The sequence below is a fragment of the Kocuria sp. KD4 genome (assembly GCF_011769905.1).
Lineage (GTDB): Bacteria > Actinomycetota > Actinomycetes > Actinomycetales > Micrococcaceae > Kocuria > Kocuria marina.
The window spans coordinates 675,805-691,939 of record NZ_CP050449.1; the positions used below are offsets into that span (position 1 = coordinate 675,805).

General features: G+C 69.8%; 18 protein-coding genes and 2 tRNA genes. 10 read left to right on the forward strand and 10 right to left on the reverse strand.

The window, feature by feature from the left end:
* Positions 1-22: 22 nt before the first annotated feature.
* Positions 23-2,272 (forward strand): DEAD/DEAH box helicase, encoded by a 2,250-nt coding sequence (locus tag HBK84_RS03055; protein WP_370520580.1) that lies wholly within the window; start codon positions 23-25, stop codon positions 2,270-2,272.
* Positions 2,273-2,471: 199 nt separating this feature from the next.
* On the opposite strand, the gene HBK84_RS03060 is transcribed toward HBK84_RS03055, so the two are convergent.
* The 3 genes from HBK84_RS03060 to HBK84_RS03070 all read right to left on the reverse strand — a co-directional run bounded on the left by HBK84_RS03060 (position 2,472) and on the right by HBK84_RS03070 (position 3,809).
* Complete coding sequence (locus tag HBK84_RS03060) at positions 2,472-3,113, reverse strand: hypothetical protein (RefSeq protein ID WP_167318162.1); 642 nt, start codon at positions 3,111-3,113, stop codon at positions 2,472-2,474.
* Between the two features lie 153 nt (positions 3,114-3,266).
* Positions 3,267-3,524, reverse strand: coding sequence for a hypothetical protein (locus HBK84_RS03065; protein WP_144998274.1), 258 nt, complete (start codon positions 3,522-3,524; stop codon positions 3,267-3,269).
* 27 nt (positions 3,525-3,551) lie between these two features.
* Positions 3,552-3,809, reverse strand: coding sequence for a hypothetical protein (locus tag HBK84_RS03070; RefSeq protein WP_167318163.1), 258 nt, complete (start codon positions 3,807-3,809; stop codon positions 3,552-3,554).
* Positions 3,810-4,122: 313 nt separating this feature from the next.
* Here HBK84_RS03070 and HBK84_RS03075 point away from each other — a divergent pair.
* The 6 genes from HBK84_RS03075 (at position 4,123) to HBK84_RS03100 (ending at position 7,391) form a co-directional block, all read left to right on the forward strand.
* Positions 4,123-4,194, forward strand: a tRNA-Thr gene (locus HBK84_RS03075).
* A gap of 53 nt (positions 4,195-4,247) precedes the next feature.
* A tRNA-Met gene (locus HBK84_RS03080) sits at positions 4,248-4,321 on the forward strand.
* 410 nt (positions 4,322-4,731) lie between these two features.
* Entirely contained in the window at positions 4,732-5,181 is a 450-nt protein-coding gene (locus HBK84_RS03085; protein WP_064845251.1) for a MaoC family dehydratase N-terminal domain-containing protein, read from the forward strand.
* Positions 5,178-5,660, forward strand: a complete 483-nt coding sequence (locus tag HBK84_RS03090) for a MaoC family dehydratase (RefSeq protein WP_098055971.1) — start codon at positions 5,178-5,180, stop codon at positions 5,658-5,660. The genes HBK84_RS03085 and HBK84_RS03090 overlap by 4 nt, the downstream gene beginning before the upstream one ends.
* 11 nt (positions 5,661-5,671) lie before the next feature.
* Positions 5,672-6,805: a UDP-N-acetylmuramate dehydrogenase gene (locus HBK84_RS03095; protein ID WP_167318164.1), complete on the forward strand. Its 1,134-nt coding sequence runs from the start codon at positions 5,672-5,674 to the stop codon at positions 6,803-6,805.
* 178 nt (positions 6,806-6,983) lie between these two features.
* Positions 6,984-7,391 carry a PGPGW domain-containing protein gene (locus HBK84_RS03100; RefSeq protein ID WP_167318165.1) on the forward strand — a complete coding sequence of 136 codons (408 nt, stop codon included), beginning with the start codon at positions 6,984-6,986 and terminating at the stop codon, positions 7,389-7,391.
* Between the two features lie 67 nt (positions 7,392-7,458).
* Here the strand turns inward: HBK84_RS03100 and asd are convergent, their stop codons facing one another.
* The 7 genes from asd to HBK84_RS03135 form a co-directional block, all read right to left on the reverse strand.
* Complete coding sequence (gene asd / locus HBK84_RS03105) at positions 7,459-8,595, reverse strand: aspartate-semialdehyde dehydrogenase (RefSeq protein WP_167318166.1); 1,137 nt, start codon at positions 8,593-8,595, stop codon at positions 7,459-7,461.
* A gap of 27 nt (positions 8,596-8,622) precedes the next feature.
* Complete coding sequence (locus tag HBK84_RS03110; protein WP_082943131.1) at positions 8,623-8,967, reverse strand: GNAT family N-acetyltransferase; 345 nt, start codon at positions 8,965-8,967, stop codon at positions 8,623-8,625.
* A gap of 33 nt (positions 8,968-9,000) precedes the next feature.
* Positions 9,001-9,747 (reverse strand): dihydrofolate reductase, encoded by a 747-nt coding sequence (locus HBK84_RS03115; protein ID WP_167318167.1) that lies wholly within the window; start codon positions 9,745-9,747, stop codon positions 9,001-9,003.
* Positions 9,744-10,562 (reverse strand): thymidylate synthase, encoded by an 819-nt coding sequence (locus tag HBK84_RS03120; protein ID WP_098055932.1) that lies wholly within the window; start codon positions 10,560-10,562, stop codon positions 9,744-9,746. The genes HBK84_RS03115 and HBK84_RS03120 overlap by 4 nt, the downstream gene beginning before the upstream one ends.
* Positions 10,563-10,699: 137 nt before the next feature.
* Entirely contained in the window at positions 10,700-11,650 is a 951-nt protein-coding gene (locus HBK84_RS03125) for an NUDIX hydrolase (protein ID WP_167318168.1), read from the reverse strand.
* A 75-nt stretch (positions 11,651-11,725) separates the two neighbouring features.
* Positions 11,726-12,637, reverse strand: a complete 912-nt coding sequence (gene mshD / locus HBK84_RS03130; RefSeq protein ID WP_085108431.1) for a mycothiol synthase — start codon at positions 12,635-12,637, stop codon at positions 11,726-11,728.
* Between the two features lie 32 nt (positions 12,638-12,669).
* On the reverse strand, positions 12,670-13,359 hold the full coding sequence (locus HBK84_RS03135) for a response regulator transcription factor (protein ID WP_035960005.1): 690 nt from the start codon (positions 13,357-13,359) through the stop codon (positions 12,670-12,672).
* A gap of 181 nt (positions 13,360-13,540) precedes the next feature.
* Here HBK84_RS03135 and HBK84_RS03140 point away from each other — a divergent pair, with 181 nt between their 5' ends.
* The 3 genes from HBK84_RS03140 to HBK84_RS03150 all read left to right on the forward strand — a co-directional run bounded on the left by HBK84_RS03140 (position 13,541) and on the right by HBK84_RS03150 (position 16,093).
* Positions 13,541-14,149, forward strand: coding sequence for a hypothetical protein (locus HBK84_RS03140; protein WP_035959995.1), 609 nt, complete (start codon positions 13,541-13,543; stop codon positions 14,147-14,149).
* 115 nt (positions 14,150-14,264) lie between these two features.
* Positions 14,265-14,873: an FABP family protein gene (locus HBK84_RS03145; RefSeq protein WP_035959982.1), complete on the forward strand. Its 609-nt coding sequence runs from the start codon at positions 14,265-14,267 to the stop codon at positions 14,871-14,873.
* Positions 14,870-16,093: a folate-binding protein YgfZ gene (locus HBK84_RS03150; protein ID WP_167318169.1), complete on the forward strand. Its 1,224-nt coding sequence runs from the start codon at positions 14,870-14,872 to the stop codon at positions 16,091-16,093. Before HBK84_RS03145 ends, HBK84_RS03150 begins: the two co-directional genes overlap by 4 nt.
* Positions 16,094-16,135 lie beyond the last annotated feature (42 nt).

Here is a 16,135-nt window from a genome sequence, read left to right on the forward strand (position 1 = left end):
TCCACCGAAGCGAGGTTCTTCCGTGTCCACTGACTCCCTGTCCCAGAACGAAAATCCCCACAACGAGACCCCCGAGCACGACGCCGCTCCCGCCGTGACCGACGCCCCCGACAACCACGACGTCGTCGTCGACGCGCAGCGCACCGACAGCGGCGAGGCAACCGAGCCCGCCGACCAGCCTTCCGAAGCCGAGCAGACCGCCCGGGACGACGACGCCGCCGAGCCGGCCGAGCAGCCCGTCGAGAACGACTCTGCCGAGAAGCGCGCCGAGAACGGCTCCACGGAGAAGTCCGCCGACGCCGAGAAGTCCGAACCGAACCCGCCCACGTTCGCCGAACTGGGCGTGGACGCGCGCGTGCTGGCGGCACTGGACGAGGTGGGCTACGAGTACCCCTCGCCCATCCAGGCCGCGACGATTCCCGCGCTGCTGAGCGGCCGCGACGTCGTCGGGCTCGCGCAGACCGGTACGGGCAAGACCGCCGCGTTCGCCGTGCCCGCACTGTCCAAGCTCGCGGAGCTGTCCGACCTGCACGGCCCGCAGCGCAGCACGCGCGTGCTGGTGCTCGCGCCGACCCGCGAACTCGCGCTGCAGGTCGCCGAGGCCTTCGGCTCCTACGCGACCCACCTGGACGACTTCACCGTGCTGCCCGTGTACGGCGGCTCCTCGTACGGTCCGCAGCTCGCGGGCCTCAAGCGCGGCGCGCAGGTGGTCGTGGGAACCCCGGGGCGCGTGATCGACCACCTGGCCAAGGGCTCGCTCAACCTGGACGACATCGCGTACGTGGTGTTGGACGAGGCGGACGAGATGCTGCGCATGGGCTTCTCCGAGGACGTCGAGAAGATCCTGGCGCAGACCCCCAAGGAGAAGCAGGTGGCTCTGTTCTCCGCCACTATGCCCAAGGCCATCCGCCGGATCGCGCAGCAGTACCTGCACGACCCCCAGGAGATCACGGTCAAGGCCAAGACCACTACGGGCAGCAACACCCGGCAGCGGTACATGCAGGTCATGGGCCCGCACAAGCTGGACGCCATGACCCGCGTGCTCGAGGTCGAGGACTACGACGGCGTGATCGTCTTCGTGCGTACCAAGGCCGCCACGGAGGAGATCGCGGACAAGCTCAAGGCCCGCGGCTACACCGCCGCCGCGATCAACGGTGACATCCCACAGAACCTGCGCGAGCGCACCGTGGACTCGCTGCGCGACGGCAAGATCGACATCCTCGTGGCCACGGACGTTGCAGCCCGCGGTTTGGACGTCGAGCGGATCTCCCTGGTGGTCAACTACGACATCCCCCACGACACCGAGTCCTACGTGCACCGCATCGGCCGCACCGGCCGCGCGGGGCGTAAGGGTGAGGCCATCCTGTTCATGACCCCGCGCGAGAAGTACCTGCTGCGCGCGATCGAGAAGGCCACCCGCCAGCCCGTCGAACAGATGCGCGTGCCCTCCACGGACGAGGTCAACCAGACCCGCAAGGAGAACTTCGCGCAGCAGATCGAGGAGACCATCGACTCCGAGGACCTCTCGCTGTTCCGTGAGCTCGTGAAGCAATACGAGTCCGAGCACGACGTCGACGCCGTCGAGGTCGCCGCTGCGCTCGCCGTGATCGCCCAGAACGGCCGCCCGTTCCTCCTGGAGGACCTGCCCGAGCTGCCGCAGCGCAAGCGGGACCGCGAGCGCCGTGACGGCGACGGCCCCCGCAATCGCCGTTCCCCGGGGGACGAGGCCGGGATGAAGACCTACAAGCTGGCCGTGGGGCACCGCGATCGGGTAGTCCCCGGCGCCGTGGTGGGTGCCCTCACGCACGAGGGCGGTCTCAACGGTTCGCAGATCGGTGCGATCGACATCCGCCCCACGTTCACGCTCGTGGGTCTGCCCGAGAACCTCCCCGCGGGAACCCTCGACAAGCTGGCCAACACCCAGATCAACGGTTCGCCCATCCGGATCCAGGAGGATCGCGGACCCGGTGGCGCGCGCGGGGGCAAGCCCTTCCGCGGCGGTGACCGTGACCGTGGACCCCGCAACGACCGGGGCGGGTACCGCGAGGATCGGGGCCCGCGCAACGACCGCGGGGGCTACCGCGGCGACCGTGGTGACCGCGGGGGATACCGTGAGGACCGGGGCGGCTACCAGGATCGCGGTGGGTACCGCGAGGATCGTGGCGGTTACCGCGATGATCGCGGCGGCGGCCGTTCCCGTGGCGGGTCCTACCAGCAGGACCGGCCACGTCGGAAGAACCGCCCGGACAACGGCGGCTACTCGGGTCGCTGATTCGTCGGTTCACTGTGAGCCACTGAGCCGGCCGACTGAGGAGGACCTGCTCAGCCGGGACGGTCGCTGACGTGGTCGGTCATCGGCGCGGCCGGTGAGTGACAGCACAAAGGGCCGTGGCCGGGACGATCGTCCCGGCCACGGCCCTTTTCTGCTTCTCATGTTCCCGTGAGGTGTGAGGTGCGCTGACGCGTGCGGCTCAGGCCACCGTGATGATCTGCAGGCCCTGCCCCACGGTCACCGCGCCGTCGTAGCCGCGGCTGGCCAGCCGGTGCCACTCCACGGGATCGATGGTGCCGCCCGTGTTCTCGATGTGCGAGAGCACCAGGTGGTCCACATGGGAAGCCTGCGCCACGGGTCCCACGTCCTCAACCATCACGTGGGCGGAGTGCGGGGGCATGATCTCGTTGACGGCCACGAGCGAGTCGTAGTCCCGGACGTCCTCGTCCCGCATGAAGATGTTGTTCGTGTAGGCGAACGCCCGCAGCAGGTGCGCGGTCATGGACGTGGTGCCCGGTGTGGGTTCCTCCGGGCTCGCGATCCCCACCGGCCGACCCCCGAACGGTTCCGGCAGACCGCCCGCGGGCCCGGGACCGTACACCGCGAGCTGGCCGGGGATAACGTCCCCGTTCTTTCGGCCCGTCGTGGACGCCATCATGAAGTAGTTGAAGTAGTCGGCCACGGGATCGGCATGCAGATGGGTCAGGCAGATCCCCCGCAGGGACGCGAAGCTCAGCCCCGCCTTGTGGAACTGGGTCACGCAGGCGCGTCCGCAATCGACCAGGTACGTGTGCCCGTCCACGATCGGTGCGGACGAGATCCCGGCGCGGTCCGCAGCCATGGGCGGGCCCGCCTTGGTCCCCACTTCTCGGGGTCACTCGTGACGCGGTGCGCGAGCTCCGCCTCGGTGATGCTGCAGTGGTGGTCCTCGTGCACCAGCCGAAGAGCAACAGCCCCAGGGCCGGGCGCAGGACCAACAGTCCCAGGGCCATGATCAGGCTCCTTCCGTGAGCAGTTCGCCCCGGGCGGGGGCGTTCTGCGCGTCGGGTACATCCCTTGCGGGGGTGCCCAGGATGCTGTGCAGCGCGGCACGCAGTTCGGCGGTGGGATCCGCGAGGTCCTGTCCCGCACCGATGCCGTGAACGGCGATCTGCAGACCCAGTTCCTCGCCGACGACGCGAACGGCCTCGCGCCACGGCGCCCCGCCGATCCCGGTCAGCAGGGTGAACCCGCCCGCGGCCCACCAGATCAATCGTGGAGACCCGGCGGCCGTCCTGGGTCAGTTCGAGCAGTTCGGTGCCGAACCGGATGCTCGCCCCGTGGCGCTCGCCGGCGGCCGCAGGATGGGTTCCAGATCGTGCTGGCCGATGTTGCACATGGACGTGGGGCTCGCGTTGTCGTACTCGACCCGCAGGTCGTCGCGCCCGCCCCACGCCTTGCGGCGCGCGATCTCGGTGCCCGCGAAGGACGTGGCGCACATGTTGTTGGCCATGAGCTCGTGGGAGGCCCCGGACCCGGTGGCCTTCGTGCGCTCCAACTAGCAGTTGCACGCGAGCATCGCCCGGATCAGTCCCAACGAGCTGCTGCGTTCCATCTACCTGAGCCTGTTGGACGTCGTGGAGGTGCGCACCGTCTCGGTGCAACCATCCCTGGAGATGCCCCCCTGGATGAGTGCATCCGTTCCCGCCTGGACCTGCACAGGGACCTCGTGGAAGCGGTCGGTCGGGCGGACGCCCCCGAGGCCCGCTGGCTCATCAACGAGCACACCGGGGCGGGTGAATCGGCGCGGCTTGTGGGGTGAGGTGCTCGTTTTTGCGACCCGCTCATCTCCTGTTAGAGTATTCCGCGTTGCCCCGATAGCTCAGTGGTAGAGCGCCATCTTGGTAAGATGGAGGTCCCGGGATCGATTCCCGGTCGGGGCTCTCATGATGAGAACCTGCGGCTCTTTGTGAACCGTGGGTTTCATCTATGATGTGGCGGTGTAGCTCAGCTGGTTAGAGCGCACGACTCATAATCGTGAGGTCGACGGATCGAGCCCGTCCACCGCTACCGTTCAGGCGCCGTTCCCCTCGGGGAGCGGCGCCTTCGTCGTCCCCGGGCACAATTGGTCCGGGGCAGCCAGTCCCGCACCACCCGCTCCTGAGCAGTCCGGGAACGGGCGACCTCCTCGCCGATTGCTGAGCCACCCGTCCGTCAGGTCGACTCGCGGAGGAGCCCGATTCATCTCGCGGCCGTTTGGCCCTGTTCCACTCGAGGAACAGGGCGCCGCACTCCGGGGCGGGCGGGCACAATCGGACGTCGGAGGGGCGAGGCACCATATCGGGTAGCGGATCAATGCTGGCACAGCGACCCACCGAGAAGGGCGCGGCTGGACGAGCGCGTGCACGGCCCCGGTAGTTCGTGCGGGCCCGCTCGCCCAGTACTCTGGGAGAAATTCTTCCCAGCGATCGAGGAGAGTCATGGCCATATCCGCCGACGTGGTGGGCAGGACCTACCCGTCCATCCCCCCGTACCTCGTGGGCCGCGAGAAGATCCGCGAGTTCGCGAGCGCCGTCCACGCCACGGATGCCGCCCACCACGACGTCGCCGCGGCGCGCGCTGCCGGGTACGCGGACCTCGTGGCCCCGCCCACCTTCGCGATCATTGTGTCCCAGCGGGCCGACGCCGCCCTGGTCAACGATCCCGAGGCCGGGATCGACTTCTCGCGCGTAGTACACGCGGACCAGCGGTTCACGCATCACCGCCCCGTGGTCGCCGGGGACGAGCTGACCGCCGCGGTCACGGTGGACAACGTGCGTCCCCTGGGATCCGGGGCCATGGTGACCTCTCGCGTGGAGATCACCACGGTGTCGGGGGAGAAGGTGGCGACCACCGTGTCGTCGTTGTTGGTACGCGGGGAGGACCAGTGAACATCACGTTCGACGAGCTCGAGAAGGGTCAGTCCATCGGGGAGCGCCGCGTGGAGGTCTCGCGCGCGGACCTGGTGCGTTATGCGGGCGCGTCTGGTGACTTCAACCCGATCCACTGGAACCAGGATTTCGCGCAGGGCGTGGGCTTGCCCAACGTGATCGCCCACGGGATGTTCACCATGGGTGCGGCCGTGGCGCTGGTGACCGAGTGGGCCGGCGATCCCGGCGCCGTGGTGGACTACCAGACCCGGTTCAGCAAGCCCGTGGTGGTCCCCAACGCGTTCGAGGACCGCGTGGTCCCGGGCACCGCGCTGACCGTGAGCGGGGTGATCGGAGTCGTGGATCCCGAGGCGCGTACGGTGCGCGTGGACCTCACCGTGACCGCTCCGGACCTTTCCGAACCGGACACGGATCCGGCCGAAGCCAAGGAGCTCAAGGTGCTCGTCAAGGCTCAGGCGGTTGTGCAGTTCCCGCACTAGAGTGGTGCCTCATGAACGCAGCACGCCTGTCCCACCTCACGACCACGGCCGTGGGGGGCCCCGCCGAGAAGGTCGTGGAGGTGACCACGGAAGCGGAACTCGTCGACGCGGTCTCCCACGCCGATGACGCCGGTGAGCGCGTGTTGATCGTGGGCGGCGGCTCCAACATCCTCGCCTCCGATCAGCCGTTCGCAGGAACCGTGGTGCACGTGGCCACGCGCGGGATCACGGTCACGGACGAGGACGGCTCGGCCGACCGCGACTCGGAGACGGCGCTCGTGGACGTCGCCGCGGGAGAGCCGTGGGAGGACACTGTTCGGGAGACGGTACAGCGCGGGCTGGCCGGTCTGGAGACCCTGGCCGGGATCCCGGGCACCACGGGTGCCACGCCCGTGCAGAACGTGGGCGCGTACGGCGCGGAGGTCTCCCAGTGCATCGTGCGGGTGCGGGTGTGGGACCGGGAAGCCCGGAGGGAGCTCACGTTCGGTTTCGCGGACCTGGAATTCTCCTACCGTGACTCCCTGCTCAAGCGCAGCATGACTCACGGTTCACCGCGCTACGTGGTGTTGTCCGTGACGTTCCGCCTGCGCAGGCAGGAGCAGTCGATGCCCGTGCGCTACGCCCAGTTGGCCGCCGCTCTCGGGGTCGAGACGGGCCAGAGCGCACCGCTCGCGACCGTGAGGGACACCGTGCTGCGACTGCGAGCGGGCAAGGGCATGGTCCTGGACCCCGAGGACAGGGACACGTTCAGCACTGGGTCCTTCTTCACCAATCCGGTGGTCCCGGAGAACGAACTCACGGATCGGATCCCCGCGGACGCCCCCCGCTACCCGGTCCTGGACGCCACGGGACAGGAGGTTCCCGGCGCGGTGAAATTCTCCGCGGCATGGTTGATCGACCACGCCGGTTTCGGCAAGGGATTCGGGCTGCTGGGCACCCGAAACGAGCTGTTGGACCTGGACGGCGGGGAGGTCGCCGGAGGACGCGCGGCGCTGTCCGGCAAGCACACGCTGGCCATGACGAACCGGGGCACCGCTTCCGGGGAGGACATCGCCGCCGTCGCGAGCACGGTACAGCGCGGCGTGGAACAGGTCTTCGGCGTACGACTGGCCCCCGAGCCTGTGCTGATCGGGCTGTCGCTCTGACGAGCGCGACCCATGGGACGAACGGAACGGTCGTGATGATCGGGGCGAGATGCGTCGGCACGGCGCACCGCATGTGCGGGACGCGCGAGCTGAGCTGGGCCGGCAGTGCGCCCCGCACGAACGGGACACGCGGGACAGGTTGCGTCGGCGCATCGCACCACCTGAGTGGGACGCGCGCATGAGTTCCGAGTTGCAGGAGGAGATCGAGCGCGGCGAACGCGGGGGCCGGGTGCACCGGGCGGTGCTGCGGCTGCGCGCGTGGTCCGAGCGCCACCCCGTGCTGCGGGTCCTGCACAAGGCCACCGTGATCGTGCTCGGCGGGGTGTTCGTGCTCGCGGGGATCGTGATGCTCGTGACGCCCGGGCCCGGGTGGCTTGCGATCTTCCTGGGGCTGGGGATCTGGAGCACCGAGTTCGAATGGGCCCACCGGCTGAATCAGCGGATCAAGCAAGTCGCGCTGCGTGCGTGGCGGTGGTGGGCCAACATCATGGCGCAGTGGCGCTACCGGCGTGCCCGGGATAGGCCCCACACCATGGTGCAGGGGCCGCGGCACATGCGGGCCACGACCCCTGATGATCCTCGCTAGGTCCGGGAACCCCACCGAACGCGCGGATCAACGCGCGCACCGAAACGCCCGGATCAGACCCTCATGATCAGAGGGTTCCCGTGGCGATCCTGAGCATGCGCCGCACGGGCTCCGCCGCGCCCCACAGCAACTGGTCGCCCACGGTGAACGCGGAGATGTACTGCGGACCCATGGACATGGTGCGGATACGACCCACCGGGATCTGCAGGGACCCGGAGGCGGCCACCGGCGTGAGGTCCCGCATGGAGTCCTCCTTGGTGTTGGGCACCACGGTGGCCCATTCGTTGTCCGCGTCCAGCAAGCGCTCGATCTCCGCGACGGGGACCTCCTCGCGCAGCTTGACGGTCAGCGCCTGGGAGTGGGAACGCATCGCGGCGATCCGCACGCACAACCCGTCCACCGGGATGGTCCGGTCCCCGGAGCGGCCCAGGATCTTGTTGGTCTCCGCCTCGGCCTTCCACTCCTCGCGGGACTGGCCGTTACCCAGATCGGCGTCGATCCAGGGGATCAGGGACCCGGACAGCGGGACCCCGAACTGGGTGGTGTCCAGCTCACCGCCGCGCTGCTTGGCGAGCACGGCGCGGTCGATCTCCAGGATTGCGGAGGCGGGATCCGCCAACGGGTCGGCGACGCTCGCGTGGATGTCCCCGAACTGCTGGATGACCTCGCGCATGTGGCGCGCACCGCCGCCGGAAGCGGCCTGGTACGTCATGGACGTGGCCCATTCCACGAGCTCGTTGCGGAACAGCCCGCCCAGCCCCATGAGCATGCACGAGACGGTGCAGTTGCCTCCCACGAAGTCCTTGACGCCGCGGTCCAGGGCGGCGTCAATGACGTCCCGGTTGACGGGGTCCAGCACGATCACGGCGTCGTCGTTCATGCGCAGCGTGGAGGCGGCGTCGATCCAGATGCCGTCCCAGCCGTTCTTGCGCAGCTCACTGTGCACGGCCTTGGTGTAGTCCCCGCCCTGGGCCGTGACCAGGATGGGCAACTTGGAGAGTGCCTCGAGATCGTGGGCGTCCTGCAGCACACCAGGATCCCCGGCGCTCCCGACCGAGGGGGCCGGACCCCCCGCATTGGAGGTGGAGAAGAACACGGGATCGAGCTGGGCGAAATCGTTCTCGGCGCGCAGGCGGTCCATGAGCACGGAGCCCACCATGCCGCGCCATCCGATAAAACCTACGGCGGCGGGTTGTGAAGTCATGCGCCCCAGTCTAACGAGGCACCGTGTTCAGCCCCGAGTCCGCGGGTCCGGGGTGGTGGCCAGCAGCTCCCGGTAGGACGGGAAGCGACGCATGTAGTCCTGGATGTAACTGCACGTGACCCGGACCTTGAGGCCGCGCTGCCGGTAGTCGTCCAGCACGCGCGTGACCAGTGTCCGCGCGTATCCGCGGCGGCCGAAGGCCTCCGAGATGATCGTGTGCTGCAGGTCCACGGTGCCGTCCTCGAGCACCTCCACGCCCAGGAACCCGATGTACTGCTCCCCGTCCCACAATTCGTAACGTGAAGCGTCGTGGTTGGGGACCACCTTCAGGTCCGGGCTGTTGTTGATCTGCGGTGTGGGTTCAGTCGTCACGGCGGGGACCTCCATCTCGAGCTGTGTGTCCCATCACGCTATCCCATCGCCCCTGGTCACGGTCCCGGTCGCGGCACCGCGCGTGTATTCGTCGATCCGGTAACGGACCCCCTGGGCGGACTCGGCCCAGCCCGCGACCTCGCGCCGCGCCCACTCGTCGTCGAGGTGTGGGGCGTGGGTGTCGCCGGTGACGTCCAGCTCGATGGTGGTCACGAGCGCCCGGGTCAGGGGCAGCGGAGCATACGTGGCGGCCTCGCGCCACACCCCCGGGCCGCCGATCACCCAGATCTCGCGCGCGGTCCCCGGCACGAGCGATGGCCCGTCCGAGGAGGCAGCGTCGGTGCGCGACGAGGTCCCGGCGGGCGCGGCGTCGTCGGCGCCGGGGGCCGGGGGCAGCAGGCGCAGCGCGAGGGCCACGGCGGCGTCGTACGAGTCCACGGCCCACACCCGCGAACCGTCCGCGGGCACCGAGTCCGGACGGGAGGTGATCACGATGTTGGGCCGGCCCGGCAGGGGCCGGAAACGCTCAGGGAAGGATTCCCACGTGCGCCGACCCATGATCACCGGGTGCCCCACGGTGGTGCGGGAGAAGAACCTCAGGTCCTCGGGCACGTGCCACGGGATGCTGCCGTCCGCCCCGATCACGCCGTCCGGGGACTGCGCCCAGATCCCGCCCACGGCGACGTTGCTCCCGCCGTTCGGGCGCCGCTCACCCTTTGCGGGAGCCACGATCGTGGCGAGTGCGTCCGAGCCTTGCCCGTTCACGACGTCCCCGTTCATACCGCCACCGGGGCCTTGATACCGGGGTGGTGCTGGTAGTCGAGCACCTCGAAGTCCTCGAACTCGTAGTCGAAGATCGACTCCGGGTGCCGGCGCAACTGCAACCGGGGGTACGGGTAGGGCTCACGCGCGAGCTGGGTGCGCACTTGCTCCAAATGGTTGGAGTAGATGTGGCAGTCACCCCCGGTCCACACGAACTCACCCGGGACCAGATCGCACTGCTGCGCGACCATCACGGTGAGCAGTGCGTAGGACGCGATGTTGAACGGCACGCCCAGGAACAGGTCCGCCGAACGCTGGTACAGCTGGCAGCTCAGGGCGTCCGGACCGTCCTCGCGCGGCTGCACGTAGAACTGGAATAGCGCGTGGCACGGGGGTAGCGCCATCCGGTCCACCTCCGCGGGGTTCCACGCGGTGACCATGTGCCGGCGCGAGTCCGGAGTGGTGCGGATGGACTCGACCACGCGGGCAATCTGGTCGATCGTCTCCCCGTGTCCGGCGGGCCAGCTGCGCCACTGCACGCCGTAGACGGGCCCCAGGTCCCCGTTCTCGTCCGCCCACTCGTCCCAGATGCTCACCCCGCGCTCCTGCAGCCAGCGCACGTTGGAGGAGCCAGAGAGGAACCACAGCAGTTCGAGCGCCACCGAGCGGAAGTGCACGCGCTTGGTGGTCAGCAGGGGGAAGGAGCCGCCCAGGTCGTAGCGGATCTGGCGTCCGAACACCGACAGCGTCCCCGTGCCGGTGCGGTCCGTCTTGGGGGTCCCGTTCTCGAGCACGTCCCGCAGGAGGTCCTCGTAGGGAGTGGGGATGGGCATGGGTCTCCTCTCACGACGCCGCTGCGGCGGCCTCCGCGCGGCGCGCACCTCACGAACGGTCGGGGCGCGCCCGGGTGGGGACAGCGGCGTCGGCGTGGGCATGAACGCGGGCCGGGGGCCCGGCGGTCGGGGTGGTGTCAGTCGTCGAACGGGGAAATGATCTCGAAGCCCACGGCGCGGGCGCTCTGCGAGGCCCGGGGCATGTGCAGCACGATCATCTGACCGGGGCTCAGGTACGGGTCCGCGTCCGGCAGTTGCGCTGCGAGCGCGGGCGGCAGGTGCTTGGCGAGCACCTTCAACACGGTGGGCAGCACGGGGCGGTGGGTGCACAGCACCACGGGACGCTCGGTGTCGAAGAGCTGCTCGGTGACCTGGGCCGCGCGCTTGGGATGGCGCTTGTGGGCGGCCTCCGTCAGCTGTGAGCGCTCCTTGACCTTGATCCCGTACTTCTTGGCGTAGGGCACCACGGTGGAGATGCAGCGCAACCACGGGGACGTCACCACGCGCGTCGGTTGCCACGCGGCGAGCAACCGGGTCACGGCGAGCGCCTGACGCTTGCCCGTGGCGGCGAGCGGGCGGTCCCCCTCGGCGCGCTGCCAGGAGGAACGCGGCTTGGCCTTGGCGTGGCGGATCACGATCACGGGGCGGGTGGCCAGGGAGGCGCGCGCGTACAGGCGGGCGAGTTCGTCCAGGGGAGCGGTGTCGTCCTCGTTGGTCAGGATCGAGCGGGCCCGGGCCACGGGCAACCAGCTCATCCGGTCCACCTCGTCGTCCTCCGGGGACGTGTGGGCGAAGGGGGAGACCTCCGCGGCCCAGTAGCGCACGAGCTTGTCATGACCGCGGACGGTGTACTCGGTGTCCGCGAGGTGGACCCCCAGGGTGATGTGCAACCCCGTCTCCTCGCGCAGCTCGCGCACGGCCGTCTCCGGCAGCGTCTCGCCGTCGTCCTGCTTGCCCTTGGGCCAGGACCAGTCGTCGTAGCGGGGGCGGTGGATGACCAACACCTGGAGTTCGCCGTCCACCACCCGCCAGCACACACAGCCGGCGGCGAGGATGTCGTACTTGCTCAGGGTCTTGTTCTTCGCCATGACCTGCTCTCCGTAGTCGGACGCTCGACTCGACCGCGCGGCGCGGGCGGGGTTCGGTAACGATCGTAGCCGTCGTCAGCTGCGGTACATGACGTCCACGTGCCAGCGCTCGAAGCCCAGGGATTCGTACAGCGCCACGGCCGCGGGGTTGTCCGCGTCCACGTACAGCATGACCTCGTCCAGCCCCTGTTCGGCCAGGTGGTTGATGCCCGCCGCGGTCAGGGCGCGGCCGAGTCCGTGGCCCTGGTGGTCCGGGGCGATCCCCACGGCGTAGACCTCACCGATGGCCGCGGCGTCCCCCGAGGCCGGGTGCACCTTGGTCCAGTGGAAGCCCGCGACGTCGTCCGGGTCGTCCGCGGCGACCGCGAGCAGGAAACCCCGGGGATCGAACCACGACTCGTTCTCGCGTTCCTGCAGATCGGCGAGCGTCATGCGGCCCTGTTCGGGGTGCTCGGCGAACGCCGCGGCGTTGACCCGCAACCACGACTGCTCGTCCCGGCCCACCTCGAACGCCCGGATCTCGAGATGTTCCGGTAGGTCCACGGGCAGGGGGACGTCCTCGGCGCCGGCCACGGCGCGCTTGAGCTGGTAGAGGTCCCGCACGGCCTCGAGGCCGTGGAGCTCGGCGAGGCGTTGCGCGGCCACGTGGTTGCCGTGGGCCCAGGCCTCCACGGTGCCGTCCAGCTGAGCGCGCAGCTGCCCCGCGATCGCCGTGGCCACACCCCGGTTGCGGTGCTCGGGGTCCACCACGAGCTCCACCGTGTACGTGGACGCGCGATCCGGCTGCGGCACGACCACCGCGGCACCCACGAGGCGCTCGCCGTCGGTGGCCGCGACGCACGTGACCCCCGCACGGCCGGAGCGCACGTCCACGAGGGTCTGGTCGGAGAACGGCGGTTCGCCGTCCGCGGCGTGGGCGCGCTCGGCGAGCGCCACGAGATCGTCGGGGAACGGGATGTCGTCGTGGGCGGTCACGGTCACGGACATGGGATGCCTCCTCGGTGGGTTATGGCGCGCGATCAGGGCGTCTGGTCCCTGCCCGCGGTGTAGCTGTACCCCACGTTACGCACCGTGGTGATCAGGTGCTCGTGATCCGCACCCAGTTTGGCTCGCAGCCGACGGATGTGGACGTCCACCGTGCGCGTCCCGCCGTAGTAGTCGTAGCCCCACACCTCGGAGAGCAACTGGTGGCGCGTGAACACCCTGCCCGCGTGCTGGGCCAGGAACTTCAACAGCTCGAATTCCTTGAACGTGAGGTTCAGGGCCCGCCCGCCCAGTTTCACGGTGTAGGAGTTCTCGTCGATCACCACGGCCCCGGCGCGGATCACGGCGTCGTCGTTCTCGAGCGCGTTCGTCCCGGCGTCGGCGAGCGCGAGGCGCAACCGCGCCTCGATCTCGGCGGGTCCCGCGGTGTGCAGCAGGACGTCGCTCACGCACCATGACGGCGCCACGGCCGCCATCCCGCCTTCGGTCACCGTCACGAGCACGGGCAGCGGGCGTTCGAGCCCGGACAGGGAGACGGCCGTGTTGCGCGCCGTCACGAGGTTGCGGGTGCCGTCCACGATCACCACGTCCGGGCGCGCGGACCCGGTCAGTGCACTGCTCTCGTCCGGGGCGTGCACCCGCACCCGGTGCGGCAGCAGCTCGAGCGCGGGCAGCGCGGACTCCACGGCGGGGGATGCGGTGCTGAGCAGGGCGATGTGGGTCACTGTGGGATCCGCTCGGACGCGAGGTGACCGCTCCCGCGCGGGCACGGCCGATGACCGGGCCAGTATAGGCGGGCCCCGTGGACGTGCGGGGGTACACGTGACCCGCCGCGAGGCCCGCGCCGGTTACGCTGAAACGGGTACGCACCACACCGCCCGCCCTCGGCCCCGAAGGAACCCCGCCATGAAGTACGCGCGCATCATCGTCGCCGCCGTGGTGGCGCTCGTCCTCGCGCTCACGGCGGGCGTGATCGGCTCGTGGGCGCCGCTGCTCGTGTCCGTGGCCATGGCCGTGACGATCGGTGTGGGGTGGCCCGCCGCCGCGGGGATCCAGGCGCGGCGCCGGCACAACGTGCTCATCGCGGTGGCCGGCACCCTCGCGTGCCTGCTCGTACAACTCGTCCCGTCCCAGCGCCTCGTGTGGTTGCCCGCGATCATCGGTGTGTCCTTCATGGCCGTGTGCGTGGCCGAACTCGTGCGGGGGGAGGGTGCCAAGTACCGTCTGGAATCCGCGCTGGCCTCCGCGACGGGGGTCCTGGCCGCGGTTGCCGCCTCGGGGTGGATTGCGTTCTCCCGCGTGGCCCACGACCAGGGACTGAGCAGGTGGCTCACCGTCGCGGGCGTGGGCGCCCCGCTGACCATCATCCTGGTGGTCGCCGGTGCCCGCGTGATCTCCGCGGCCCCCGAGAACCTGCGCCGCAGGGGCATGATCACGCTCGGTGTCACACCCGTGGCACTGTTCGGTATGGTGGCCGTTTTCGCGACCCAGCTACTGGCCGCCGTGGTAGCGTGAAGCCATGCTTGCTCTCGAAATCTTCTACCTCGTCCTGCTGGGCCTCGCGGGCCTGTGCATCCTCGGAATCTCCTTGAAGGTCGTGTTCAGCCTCTTCAAGGGCCAGCTGTAACTCGTGCCCGTCGAGATCCCCACGGACCTGACCCCCGAACTCGTTCCCTTCGCATGGCTGTTGGGCACGTGGGAGGGCAACGGCTTCATGGGATACGGCGACGCCGAACAGCGTGCCTTCCGGCAACGCGTCACGTTCGAACAGACCGGCTTACCGTTCATGATCTACCGCGCGCAGACCACGCTGCTCAACGAAGAGGGCGAACCCCAGCGCGAGGCCACGTACGAACAAGGGTTCTGGGAGCTCGCCCGTCCTCGTGAGGACGGCGACATCGGACCCGGGATGCTCCCGCCGGACCCCGTGCCCGTGCTCAAGTCCGCACAGGACGTCGAGGACCTGCGCAACGCGGACGGCGGCTTCGACATCTCCGTGACGATCGCCCAGCCCGGCGGCGTCGCCGAGCTGTACCTGGGCCAGATCAAGGGCCCGCGCGTGGACCTCAGCACGGACGCCGTGATCCGCGCCCGCGGTGCCAAGGAGTACGTCTCCGGGACCCGGCTCTACGGGCTCGTCAACAACCACCTCATGTGGGCGTGGGACATGGCCGCGCAGGGCCACGAACTCGCTACGCACGCTTCCGCCGAACTGAGCAAGGTCGAACCCCAGAAGTGACTGACACCGCACCCTCATACTCCTCCGTCCTGTTGCACCGCCACGGTGCCGTGACCGCGGAAGCGCTGGACGAGGGGGTCGCGGCGCACTACGGCGCCCCCGTGCACGAACAGCGCGCCCTGGCCCGGGGGAGGGCCGTGGTGGACCAGTCCCAGCGCGGCGTCGTGACCGTGAGTGGCCCCGATCGACTGAGCTGGCTCACCACCTTGTCGTCGCAGGTGCTTACCGGACTGACCCCGGGAGTCAGTACCGAAACCCTCTTCCTGAGCATCCAGGGCCGCGTGGAATTCGCTCCGCACGTGGTTGACGATGGCGGGACCACGTGGTTGATCACCGAGGCCCGGGAGGCCGCAGGGCTCGCCGACTGGCTGACCACCATGCGCTTCGCCCTGCGGGTGGAGATCGAGGACGTCAGTGACCGCTGGGCGGTGCTCGTCGCCACGCGGGACCTTCGTGAGCTGCTTCCCGCCCAGACCAACCCCGTGCTGGTGTGGCACGACCCGTGGCCGGGCGTCGGCGCGGGCGGTCACGCCTACGCCGTGACCGAGGACCACCCGGGTGCCGCGCGCTCGTGGTACGAACACCTGATTCCGCTCGCGTCGTTGGAGACCGCGGTCGCGGCTCTCGAGGAACAGGGGTACTCGCTCGCCGGTTCGTGGGCCGCGGAGGCCCTGCGGATCGAGGCCTGGCGGCCGCGCTGGGGCGCGGACACGGACGAGAAGACCATTCCGCACGAACTGGACTGGATGCGCACCGCCGTGCACCTGGCCAAGGGCTGCTACAAGGGCCAGGAGACCGTGGCCCGCGTGCACAACCTGGGCCACCCGCCGCGCCGGCTCACGTTCCTGGACCTGGACGGTTCCCAGCACACGCTCCCGGGCCCCGGGGCCACGGTCGAGCTGAACGGCAAGGTCGTGGGTCGCGTGACCGCGGCCCAGTTGCACCACGAGGCCGGCCCCATCGCGCTCGCCGTGCTCAAACGCTCGGTCGCCCCGGACGCGGTGCTCACCGTGCGGGACACCGTCGTGCAGGGCTCGGAGCAGGCCGCATCGAACGGCAACGGCGCGTCCGACGACGCCGCGGGCGGCACGTCCGCGGACGCACCCGCCGAACAGTGGGCCGCCGCCCAGACCGTGGTGGTCCCCCCGGATGCCGGGTCCGTGGTGGGCCGGGCCCAGGGGCTCATGCGCGGTCCGCGCGGCGGCGGAATGCGGCTCTGACCTGACACGACTGACATGTGGTGACGCCCCGTTCCCCTCCGA